This is a genomic window from Cochleicola gelatinilyticus, assembly GCF_001637325.1.
Lineage (GTDB): Bacteria > Bacteroidota > Bacteroidia > Flavobacteriales > Flavobacteriaceae > Cochleicola > Cochleicola gelatinilyticus.
On sequence record NZ_LRXL01000045.1, the window covers coordinates 326,694 to 338,673 of the forward strand.

At 36.7% G+C, this 11,980-nt stretch carries 9 protein-coding genes; 8 read left to right on the forward strand and 1 reads right to left on the reverse strand.

The features are described from left to right. Positions 1–76: 76 nt before the first annotated feature. Genes ULVI_RS12065 through ULVI_RS12075 form a run of 3 tightly spaced genes read left to right on the forward strand, consistent with a single transcriptional unit; the run spans position 77 to position 1,580 of the window. Positions 77–625, forward strand: a complete 549-nt coding sequence (locus ULVI_RS12065; protein WP_068593034.1) for an RNA polymerase sigma factor — start codon at positions 77–79, stop codon at positions 623–625. A gap of 23 nt (positions 626–648) precedes the next feature. Further along, positions 649–1,149, forward strand: coding sequence for a hypothetical protein (locus ULVI_RS12070; protein ID WP_068593035.1), 501 nt, complete (start codon positions 649–651; stop codon positions 1,147–1,149). Then, positions 1,146–1,580, forward strand: coding sequence for a hypothetical protein (locus ULVI_RS12075; protein WP_068593036.1), 435 nt, complete (start codon positions 1,146–1,148; stop codon positions 1,578–1,580). Before ULVI_RS12070 ends, ULVI_RS12075 begins: the two co-directional genes overlap by 4 nt. 80 nt (positions 1,581–1,660) lie before the next feature. Here the strand turns inward: ULVI_RS12075 and ULVI_RS12080 are convergent, their stop codons facing one another. Further along, the gene (locus ULVI_RS12080) at positions 1,661–2,701 is read right to left on the reverse strand and encodes a WD40/YVTN/BNR-like repeat-containing protein (protein WP_068593037.1); all 1,041 of its coding nucleotides are present in this window, start codon (positions 2,699–2,701) and stop codon (positions 1,661–1,663) included. Between the two features lie 131 nt (positions 2,702–2,832). Between ULVI_RS12080 and ULVI_RS12085 the strand changes: the two genes are divergently transcribed. The 5 genes from ULVI_RS12085 (at position 2,833) to ULVI_RS12105 (ending at position 11,924) form a co-directional block, all read left to right on the forward strand. Continuing rightward, positions 2,833–4,053, forward strand: a complete 1,221-nt coding sequence (locus ULVI_RS12085; RefSeq protein ID WP_068593038.1) for an RsmB/NOP family class I SAM-dependent RNA methyltransferase — start codon at positions 2,833–2,835, stop codon at positions 4,051–4,053. A gap of 10 nt (positions 4,054–4,063) precedes the next feature. Continuing rightward, on the forward strand, positions 4,064–5,110 hold the full coding sequence (locus ULVI_RS12090) for an endonuclease (RefSeq protein ID WP_197463508.1): 1,047 nt from the start codon (positions 4,064–4,066) through the stop codon (positions 5,108–5,110). Positions 5,111–5,223: 113 nt separating this feature from the next. Beyond that, on the forward strand, positions 5,224–6,204 hold the full coding sequence (locus ULVI_RS12095; RefSeq protein WP_197463509.1) for a carboxypeptidase-like regulatory domain-containing protein: 981 nt from the start codon (positions 5,224–5,226) through the stop codon (positions 6,202–6,204). A gap of 141 nt (positions 6,205–6,345) precedes the next feature. After that, the gene (gene purL / locus ULVI_RS12100) at positions 6,346–10,023 is read left to right on the forward strand and encodes a phosphoribosylformylglycinamidine synthase (protein ID WP_068593041.1); all 3,678 of its coding nucleotides are present in this window, start codon (positions 6,346–6,348) and stop codon (positions 10,021–10,023) included. A 116-nt stretch (positions 10,024–10,139) separates the two neighbouring features. Further along, positions 10,140–11,924, forward strand: a complete 1,785-nt coding sequence (locus tag ULVI_RS12105; protein WP_068593042.1) for an AMP-dependent synthetase/ligase — start codon at positions 10,140–10,142, stop codon at positions 11,922–11,924. The last annotated feature ends 56 nt before the right edge of the window (positions 11,925–11,980 follow it).

Genomic DNA, 11,980 nt, shown 5'->3' on the forward strand with positions numbered 1-11,980 from the left:
TTACAGGAATAAATAAATGTTGCTATTAAACTATTCTTTTTTTTTAGAGTCATACTTGAATTGATTAACTTCTAATATGGACGAAAAAGACTTACTAATTGCATTACGTTCTGTAGATGAAAAAGAAGCTGCTTTTCGTTCTTTGGTTGCCTTATATAAAGAGAGATTATATTGGCACATACGAAAAATGGTGCTAGACCATGAAGATGCCGACGATGTGTTACAAAATACTTTTATTAAAGTATTTCGAAATATTGATAATTTTAATGGAGATAGTAAATTGTATACATGGATGTATCGAATCGCTACGAATGAAGCAATAACTTTTCTAAATAAAAAAGCGAAGCGTAACAACGTCACTATAGACACTTTAAAAGATCAGGCAATCGAAAATCTTAAGTCTGATGTGTATTTTGAAGGAAACGAAATCCAGCTTCGGCTTCAAAAAGCAATACATACACTTCCTCCTAAACAGCAGCAGATTTTTTCGATGAAATATTTCGAAGATCATACCTACGAAGAACTTTCAGAATTGTTAGACACATCTGTAGGAGGTTTAAAGAGCAGTTATCACATCGCAGTAAAGAAAATTAAAGATTTTTTAAAATCGAATGAAACCTTTTAAATAAATAATAGTCATAGTATTAAATGAAAACACAAAAACATACACATGGGTTTAAAGTTCCCGAGGATTACTTCGGAAATTTCGAGACAGCTTTGTTTTCAAAATTAGAAGAAGATACGTTACCAAAATCTACAGGTTTTGAGGTTCCAGAAGGATACTTTAAAAATCTTGAAGCGAAGGTTTTAAAATCTGTATTAGATTCTGAAAACGAACCGAAAGTTATTTCACTATGGAACAAAACTACGCTAGGATATATTGCGGCAATCGCTGCTTGTGTTGTTTTTATCGTTAGCATTTTCATAAATACAAATAATACAAACCTTATCCAATTGCAGGATAGCGCAGTTTCGACCTATATTGAAGACGGTAATTTAGATTTTAGTACACTCGATGTGGTTGCATTATTAGATGATGTTGAAATCACTAACATTGAGTTACAAACAAGTTTATTTTCCGAAGAAAAAATAGAAGATTATTTATTGGAAGATATTGATGATACTGTTGATTTAATTGATTTTGAATGAGACTAATATTTATAGCACTTTTTATAGTAAGCGGTTTGTATGCTCAAGATGAGAAATACGACAAGATAAGAGCATTACGCACTGCGTATATTACGGAAGAACTTAGCTTATCCCCTATGGAAGCTGAAAAGTTTTGGCCAATTTATAACGAGTACGATGATAAATTGTTAGCTATACGAAAAAACCGAAGAAACTCTATTCTTGAAACCATTCGTGATGGTGTAGATTCGATGACCAATGAAGAAGCGAATATGGTTCTTGATGAATCATTGGCAATTCAAATTGCAGAATTGGAATACAGAAAAGAACTCATTAAAAAACTTAAAAAGGTTTTAGATCCTCGGAAAATAGTTGCCCTTAGTCGTGCTGAAAATAATTTTAAAAGAAAATTACTTAAGCAATATAGAGGACAAAAAAGAAATAAAGATTAGTAATTGTTGATTTGTTTGGTGCCCGAATCTTGATAACGTACGGGCGAAATTGAAAAAGGAGCTTCCAAAAGCTCCTTTTTCTATTTTTTAAAGAGTAGTTTCGATATCTTATTCTGCCCGCTAGCAAAAGCAACTGAATCATTTACAAACTCAATGGCATAAAAACCTTCTTTTGAAAGTTCAAGCCAGCTATCTCCTTGATCATTGCTATACGATATTCCCGGAGAACCAACAGCTACAATACCATACCCTTCAGATCCTGGTACGAATTTCACGGAAGATCGATACCCAGGCCCACTACCATTGCTTATTAAGTTCCATGTTTTACCGCCATCGCGTGTAATTGCTTTATTCCCTTCATTTACATCTTTTTTGTCCCAATTCCCTCCAAAGATCACTCCTGTGTTTGCATCAAAAAAAGCAATACTATAAATTCCAGTCATGGCTTCACCTTGAATTATTGGTGTGTTATAAACATCCCAAGTTGCCCCCTTATCTGAAGAATAAAAAACTCTAGCTCGTTTGCCTCCCGTAGCAATCCATGTATGATCCTTATAGATTGCAATATTTGAATTACTCGCAGCAAAGGCCGCTTCTGCGGGTACTACTGGAGGAAGCATGTCACAAGACAATTTTTTCCATGTCGCACCCCCATTACGAGTTATAAGTATCGAAAGACATTCATCTGTAGGATCGCCCATAGCAATTCCTTCATTATCATTCCAAAAATTAATGGCATCGTAAAATACCTTTTCTCCCGACTCTACATAAACCTCTTCGATGGTAGTAGCTTCTTTTCCATTAAAACCAATTTTATAAAGTACAGCGGGATTAGCTATACTTAATGCAAAAACAGCATCTTTGGTCATCGCTAAAGCACGAAAGTGTAATAGAGAATCTTCGTATTTAATTGTCGCAAGTTTAGGTGTCTCTCCATCTATTAAACCCACCTTACCATTATTCGCAGCGAACCAGACTCTTTGATCGTCTAATGGAGCTATCGCACGAATGCTCAAACTATCTATAAATACAGGAGATATAGTTACTTCAGTGAATTCGACTGCACGCTTGGTACAAGAAGTAAATAATAATATTAAAGCTAGAAGGGAGAAGAATCGCATATAAAAAATTTTGTCAAAAGTAACAAAATATACTTACGGGTTGTAATACCTTTGCAACTTTCAAAAGAAGCATAATTAAGGAGTATAATTTTTATTCCGAAGAAATCAAAAGCTTCTTAAAACTATGATACATGAGATTACACCGTAACTTGGTATTTGCCACCATCGATTCGCTACATTTAATTTTTAATGAAAATAAACAAGCGGACAAAGTGCTGCGCAATACCCTTAAAAGAGACAAACGTTGGGGTGCACGTGATCGCGGATTTATTGCTGAAACTACCTACGACATTGTACGTTGGAAACGATTATATGCAGAAATTGCTGAAGTAAAAGAGCCTTTTTCTCGACCCAATTTGTTCCGTCTTTTTACCGTATGGGCGACTCTCAACGGGATAAAAATTCCAGATTGGCCTCAATTTGAAGACACGCCAACTCGAAGAATAAAAGGTAAATTCGATGAACTTTCTAAAATACGAAAGTATCGAGAATCATTGCCAGATTGGTTAGATGAATTGGGAGTTAAAGAACTTGGTAAAAAATGGGATGCCGAAATTGGTGCCCTTAATCAAGTCGCAGATGTCGTGTTGCGCGTAAATCCCCTAAAAACTAATGTTGTAGATCTTCAAGCGAACCTAAAAGAGCTTGAGATTGAGACCGAACAAATTAAAGGGTATCCGTACGCATTAAAACTTAAAGAACGTGCGAATGTATTTATCACCGAAGCTTTTAAAAATGGGTGGTTCGAAGTACAAGACGCTTCCTCACAAAAAGTAGCTGCCCTTCTCGATCCAAAACCAGGAATGCGTATCGTTGATGCATGCGCTGGTGCCGGAGGAAAAAGTCTTCACATCGCTTCTCTAATGGAAAATAAAGGACAAGTGATATCTATGGATATTTATGAAAATAAACTTACCGAACTAAAAAGAAGAGCCCGGAGAAACGGAATTCACAATATCGAAACGCGTGTAATAGATTCTACAAAGGCAATAAAAAAATTACTCGGCAAAGCAGACAAGGTGTTAATCGATGCACCATGTTCTGGGTTGGGAGTTTTAAGAAGAAATCCAGACGCAAAATGGAAATTGCAACCTGAATTCTTAGACACGATTAAAGAAACACAGAAAGAAATTCTAGACAACTATTCTCGTATGGTAAAACCAGGCGGGCAATTAGTATATGCAACCTGTTCGATCTTACCTTCAGAAAACGAAAAACAGGTAAAAGCTTTTTTAGCACGTGAGGAAGGCAATAAATTTACACTTACAAAAGACCAAAAGATCTTACCAAGTAAGTCAGGTTTCGATGGATTTTATATTGCACTACTTCAGAAAAAAGAAACAGAATCTTAATTTTTATGGCATGAGAAAAATATTTTTCATTATAGCTTGTCTAAGCGTTCAATATGGTTTTAGTCAGCAACCCTATTATAACGACGTCGACCTATCTCTTACAGGGCAAGACCTTTATAATGCGCTTCAAGTAAAGATAAATATTGCTAGTAATACATATACTTATGGAGATGTTCGCAATGACTTTAAAATCATGGACGAAAACCCAGATGATACGAATACCGTTTTGTTGATCTACGGATATAACGATTCTGATGGAAGTTGCATTACAGACCGCAAAAGAGATAAAGACTTTTTTGGAGGAAATAGTTGCGATTTTAATCGAGAACATGTTTTTGCAAGATCTTTAGCGAATCCAGGAATGGGAGATGCCGACAATAATGCTTCTGGAATTGTTGCAGATCCTCATAATTTACGTCCTAGCGATGTACAACAAAACGGAAACCGAGGTAACAAGAAATTTGGTGATGGCTCTGGAAATGCTGGAAATGTTGGCAGCGGTAACTGGTATCCAGGCGACGAATGGAAAGGGGATGTAGCTAGAATGATGATGTATATGTACACACGTTACGGAGATCGTTGTTTACCCTCTTTAGTAGGTGTTAGCGATACACAGGGAAATACCGAGATGCTTCAATTATTTTTACAATGGAATGCAGATGATCCAGTAAGTGAATTAGAACAGCAACGAAATCCACATTTAGAAATGGTCTACGGAAACAGAAACCCTTTCATTGATAATCCCGTCTTAGCAACAATAATTTGGGGAGGTCCTGAAGCAGAAGATCTTTGGGGACTTTTAAACACTTCGGAAAATGTAGTTTATAATGTTAGTTTATACCCTAATCCTGCTTCTGAAACTATCTATGTACAATCCACTACTTCATTCCAACCAGAATCTTATATAATTTATAGTTTACAGGGAAAGAAAATTGCAGAGAAAACCCTTAATATCTCAGAAAAAAAGATAGATATATCAACATTTCAGAGTGGTGTATATCTTTTAGAATTATGTGGCCCCACGGGAAAGCAACTTAAAAAGATAATTATAGAATAATATAATTGCAACCTCATATTCATAATATTATAAAACCTTAAATGTTTCCAATACGGTCCAAAAGATTAAATAAATTTCCTCCTTTTATTATATGTATTTGGTTTTTTTTATTAATGTTCAATAATTATTCCTATGGACAAAATGAAATACGAGGAAAGGTTTTTAGTCTCCAGGATTCAATTCCTCTTTTTGGAGCGTCGGTCTATTTTGACGGTACTAATATTGGAGTTTCAACAGACGATGATGGGTCTTTTAAAATTCCGTTCACACAAAATAATTCTTCTTTAATTGTTAGTGCTATTGGCTACGAGTCTGTTGTAATAGATACCCAAAACGAAATTTCCGTGCGAACCATACATGTTCTTTACCTTCAAGAAAAGACAGAATCATTAGATGCGGTACATCTCGAAACAGATCCCTGGTCAAGAACTAAAAAACTTGGCATATTTAGACGTGAATTTATAGGTAAGAATAAAGCGTCACTAGCCTGTAAAATTATAAATGAAGACGCTTTAAGATTAAGGTATATTCCTTCTTCAAAAGTACTTGTTGCTAATAGTACAGAACCTTTAATTATTAAAAACAAACATCTCGGGTATAAAATTAATTATACATTAACCGATTTTGAAGTTAAATTTGAAAATAGTACAATGGGGCTAACACTCCCATATTACACCTATTATCAAGGATATAGTTATTTTGAAGAACTTAGAAATAGAGTTTCTAAAAGAACTAAAAAGAATAGAGAAAATAGTTTTTTAGGCTCTACACTTCATTTTATGAGATCTCTTTACAAAAAAACGCTCGACGAAGATGGATATAAAGTTTTTTATGACAGTTTTCAGGTACCTACATACCGATATTTCAAAACTACCCATCAAGAATCCCTAATGGAAATTGAAGTGCTTACCGATGAAATTGACATTCTCTATAACGACTTCGAACAATCTGGCCTTTTATTTGAAAAAAAATTTTACATCGACGCATATGGCAATCACACCCCTGCAAATGCCTTAAACATAAGCGGTGAAATGTCGAAAAAAAGAATTTCAAACCTAATGCCAGTTAATTACAAAATTTACGAAAACGAATAATACTTATTTCCTGTTAATAACAACTGTATTAGTCTTTTTGAAACGGCTATCTTTCACTTTTTGTATTTGAAAAATTCTGTATCTTTGCACCTTTCCAAACCCGCTTGTTCATTGTTGGGCAAGCCTGCAAATTTGTAACGAATGATTCACTTTTTTGGAGACGTAAAAAACACTGTTTTTGCTGTCCAAACTCTCGGAGAAATCTCAACGAACGATATAAAAAAATTAGTGTGGTTGTTTGGCGACCAACCTAAAATAGATAAATCCGCCCTTGCGGATTTTTTTATAGGTCCTCGTGCCGCAATGGTTACTCCTTGGAGTACCAATGCAGTAGAAATCACACAAAACATGGGAATCACCGGTATTATTCGTATCGAAGAGTTTAAAGCTGTATCCGAAGGTTTTTCAGACTTCGACCCCATGCTTTCTCAAAAATACAACGGTTTAGGTCAAGAAATATATACCATTGGTATTCAACCAGAAGGCATCCTTGAAATAGACGATATTGCAGCATTCAATGCTCAAGAAGGGTTGGCATTAAATCCAGAAGAGATCGTTTATCTTGAAAATTTAGCGACAAAATTAGAGCGTAAATTAACCGACAGTGAAGTCTTTGGTTTTAGTCAAGCAAACAGTGAACACTGCCGTCATAAAATATTTAATGGTACTTTCGAAATAGACGGAGAAGAAATGCCTTCGTCTCTTTTTAAATTAATTCGAAAAACTTCCGAAACTCATCCCAACGATATTGTCTCTGCCTATAAAGACAATGTCGCTTTTGTGAAAGGTCCCAAGGCGACACAATTTGCTCCCAAAACACCCGACCAACCCGATTACTACGAAACTAAAGAATTTGATAGTGTCATTTCTATAAAAGCAGAAACTCATAATTTTCCCACAACGGTAGAGCCATTCAATGGTGCAGCTACTGGAAGTGGAGGTGAAATTCGTGATCGACTCGCTGGTGGAAAAGGCTCGTTACCCTTAGCGGGAACTGCCGTGTACATGACCTCTTATTCTCGTTTAGAAGAAAACCGTCCATGGGAAAAAGCAATGGATGCTAGAGAGTGGTTATACCAAACACCTCTCGATATTTTAATTAAAGCAAGCAATGGAGCTTCCGACTTCGGAAACAAATTTGGGCAACCCTTAATCGCAGGGTCGGTACTTACCTTCGAGCATCAAGAAGACAATCGTAAATTAGGGTTCGACAAAGTAATTATGCTTGCCGGAGGAATTGGTTACGGTAAAGCAGATCAAGCCTTAAAAGACACTCCTGTAAAAGGGGATAAAATTGTTATTCTAGGAGGGGAAAACTACCGTATTGGAATGGGAGGTGCTGCCGTTTCTTCAGCAGATACTGGAGAATTCTCTAGCGGAATCGAATTAAATGCCATTCAGCGTAGTAACCCTGAAATGCAAAAAAGAGCGGCTAACGCCATACGAGGCATGGTGGAAAGCGATCACAACGAAATTGTTTCTATTCACGATCACGGTGCTGGAGGTCACTTAAATTGTTTAAGCGAATTAGTCGAAGATACAGGAGGAAATATCGATCTCGATAAATTACCTGTAGGAGATCCTACCCTTTCAGCAAAAGAAATTATTGGTAACGAATCTCAAGAACGCATGGGACTCGTTATTGGCGAACAACATCTTGATAAACTAAAACGTATTGCAGACCGAGAACGTTCCCCCATGTATGAAGTGGGTGAAGTTACGGGCGATTATAAATTTGTTTTTGAAAGCAAAACGACTGGTGCGAAACCTATGGATTTCGAATTGGCCGATATGTTTGGAAGTTCCCCAAAGACGGTACTAAAAGATCGTACCATTCAACGAAATTACAAATCCGCAGCCTATGAAGCAACAGCTATTTCCGAATACACAAAACAAGTCCTTCAATTAGAAGCTGTTGGTTGTAAAGATTGGTTGACCAATAAAGTAGACCGATGTGTCACCGGGCGTGTTGCAAAACAACAATGTGCCGGACCATTGCAATTGCCCCTAAACAACTGTGGCGTGATGGCATTAGATTACAACGGCATAAATGGCGTGGCAACTTCTATTGGCCACTCCCCTATTTCCGGGTTGATCGATCCCGTAGCAGGATCACGAAATTCGATTACCGAAGCACTTACCAATATAGTATGGGCACCTTTAGAAAACGGATTAAAAAGTATTTCCCTTTCAGCCAATTGGATGTGGCCCTGCAATAACGAAGGGGAAGATGCTCGCTTATACAAAGCCGTTGAAGCGGTAAGTGAATTTGCTATCGATTTAGGCATTAATGTGCCAACTGGAAAAGATTCACTTTCGATGAAGCAGAAATATAAAAATGAAGAAGTAATCTCTCCCGGAACTGTGATTATTTCCGCTGCAGGACATTGTAAAGACATTAAAAAAGTAGTGGAGCCTGTGTTTCAAAAAAATGCAGGAGATGTGTACTATATCAATGTTTCACAAGATGCATTTAAATTAGGTGGATCTTCTCTTGGTCAAGTTTTAAATACCATTGGAAATGATGCTCCTACTGTAAAAAGTGCTGAATATGTTGCAACTGTTTTTAATACCTTACAAGCGTTAATTACACAAAATAAGATTGCCGCTGGTCATGATATTGCTTCAGGAGGATTAATAACCACATTATTAGAAATGTGTTTTGCAGATACGCAATTAGGAGCACAATTAGATCTTTCAGAATTGGGTGAAACTGACCTTGTAAAAATCCTATTTTCTGAAAATTGTGGTGTGGTAATTCAGGCTTCGGAAAATGCTTCCGTAGAAAAAATGCTTTCAGAAAAAAACATAGATTTTATACACCTTGGAACTGTTACTGAAAGTGAAACCTTACAACTGAAACATAATACCACAACAACCAACTTTTCAATCCCTGAAATGCGTGATGCTTGGTATAAAACTTCTTACTTACTCGATACTAATCAGAGTGGAGATCAAGCAACTTCTCGTTTTGAGAATTATAAAAAACAACCGCTTTCTTTTACCTTTCCGAAGCAATTTACAGGTAAACTACCTACACCCGAAAGTTTCAAAGCACCGGGAGAACGAATTAAAGCAGCGGTACTTAGAGAAAAAGGAAGTAATAGCGAACGAGAAATGGCGAACGCATTATACCTTGCCGGATTCGATGTTAAAGACGTTCATATGACCGATCTTATCGAAGGAAGAGAAACCCTGGAAGACATTAAGTTTATTGCTGCCGTGGGTGGGTTCTCGAACAGTGACGTTTTGGGAAGTGCAAAAGGCTGGGCAGGTGCCTTTTTATATAATGAAAAAGCAAACAAGGCATTAAAGAATTTCTTTGCCAAAGAAGACACGCTATCTTTAGGTGTCTGTAATGGCTGTCAGTTATTTGTTGAATTGGGCATACTTACTCCAGATCATGAAGAAAAACCAAAAATGCTCCATAACGACTCTGGTAAGTTTGAATGCTCTTTTACTTCGGTAAAAATTCAAGAGAATAACTCGGTGATGTTGTCGTCTTTGGCTGGTAGTACACTGGGAATCTGGGCAGCACACGGTGAAGGAAAATTTAGTTTCCCTAAATCTGAAAGCAATTATAATATTGTGGGTAAATATGGCCATGAAGGATTTCCTGCGAATCCAAATGGAAGCGATTTTAACACCGCAATGATGACCGATGATACCGGAAGACATTTAGTAATGATGCCCCATTTAGAACGTTCCACTTTTCCTTGGAACTGGGCTCATTATCCAAAAAACAGTCAAAATGAAGTCTCTCCTTGGCTTGATGCTTTTGTGAATGCAAGAAAATGGCTGGAAGAAAAAGAAGCCTAACTTATTGAAAGTAAAACAACAAAAGGAACTTTATCTTAAGATTTAGTTCCTTTTTTTATTTCTTAAAAAAATCAAAATTTTTTCCTAATTTGCAATTCTACACTAATTAGTAAACTATGACCGATCCAAAACGTCTTTTTGACTTCCCATATTATCAACTCGAAAAATATCCACAAGAAAAATCTTTGGTTACCAAAGTAAATGGAACCTGGGTAGGAACTTCTACACAGGAGTATATAGATCAAGCCAATGCCATTAGCCGTGGTTTAATAAAATTAGGGGTACAAGCCAACGATAAAGTCGCAATTATTTCGATGAATAATCGTACCGAATGGAATATTTGTGACATCGGAATTTTACAAACCGGAGCGCAAGATGTACCAATCTATCCTACCATTTCTGAAGAAGATTACGAATATGTTTTAAATCATAGCGAAGCGATCTATTGTTTTGTCTCTTGTAAAGAAGTATTTGATAAGATTAATAAAATACGTGCTAATGTACCATCTCTTAAAGAAGTGTATTGTTTCGACGAGATCTCTGGTTGTGCGAATTGGGACGAAGTAAAAAAACTTGGAAACGATAACAAAGACGTACAAACCGAAGTTGACAAAAGAAAAGAAGCGGTTCACGAAGACGACCTAGCGACTTTAATATATACTTCGGGAACTACAGGAAGGCCAAAAGGTGTTATGCTTTCTCACAAAAATATTGCTAGTAACGCAAAGCATAGTGAAGGACGCTTACCCATAGAAATGGGAAAATCGAAAGCATTAAGTTTTCTGCCAGTTTGCCACATTTATGAACGTATGCTCTTATATATGTATCAGTATTGTGGAGTGAGTATTTATTTTGCTGAAAGTTTAGAAACCATTAGTGATAACTTAAAGGAAGTACATCCTCATGTGATGTCGGCAGTACCAAGGTTGCTTGAAAAAGTGTACGATAAGATCGTTGCAAAAGGAAGTGAACTAGAAGGTGTTAAAAAGAAATTATTTTATTGGGCGGTTGAATTAGGACTGAAATGGGAACCTTACGGCCAAAATGGCTGGTGGTACGAAACCCAACTGAAGCTTGCCCGAAAATTAATTTTTAGCAAGTGGCAAGAAGCCTTAGGTGGTGAGTTAAAAGCAATAGCATCTGGAAGTGCTGCTTTACAACCACGATTGGCTCGTGTCTTTAATGCTGCGAATTGCCCCGTAATGGAGGGCTACGGACTTACAGAAACTTCTCCTGTAGTTAGTGTGAATGATATGAGAAATCATGGTTTTAAAATTGGAACCGTTGGAAAACCCTTACCCGACACCGAAGTTAAAATTGCTGACGATGGAGAAATACTTATAAAAGGCCCACAAGTAATGATGGGATATTACAAAGACCAAGAACAAACGGACGAAGTATTAAAAGGAGGTTATTTCCATACAGGAGATATAGGTGTTGTAGATAGTGATGGGTTCTTAAAAATAACCGATCGTAAAAAATCTATGTTTAAAACTAGTGGAGGAAAGTATGTAGCTCCGCAACTTATAGAGAATGCGATGAAACAATCACAATTCATCGAACAGATATTAGTGGTTGGTGAAGGAGAGAAAATGCCTGCTGCATTAATTCAACCAGCATGGGAGTTTATTGAAAATTGGGCTCAGAAAAAAGGATTAGACATTTCGAAAGATCCGAAAGAGGCTATTAAAGATGAGCGTTTAATTGCTCGTATTCAAAAAGAAGTTGATACTCATAACGAACGCTTTGGTAAATGGGAGAAAGTTAAAAAGTTCGAACTTACTCCAGATGTGTGGAGCATAGAAGGTGGACAACTTACCCCTACCATGAAAGCTAAGCGAAAAGTGATTAAAGAAATGTACAAAGATCTATACGAGCGTATATACGATCGAGCATCATAAATATAAAAAAAGAGCAACGAGAGTTGCTCTTTTTTTTATCTACTAAATAAGGAGCT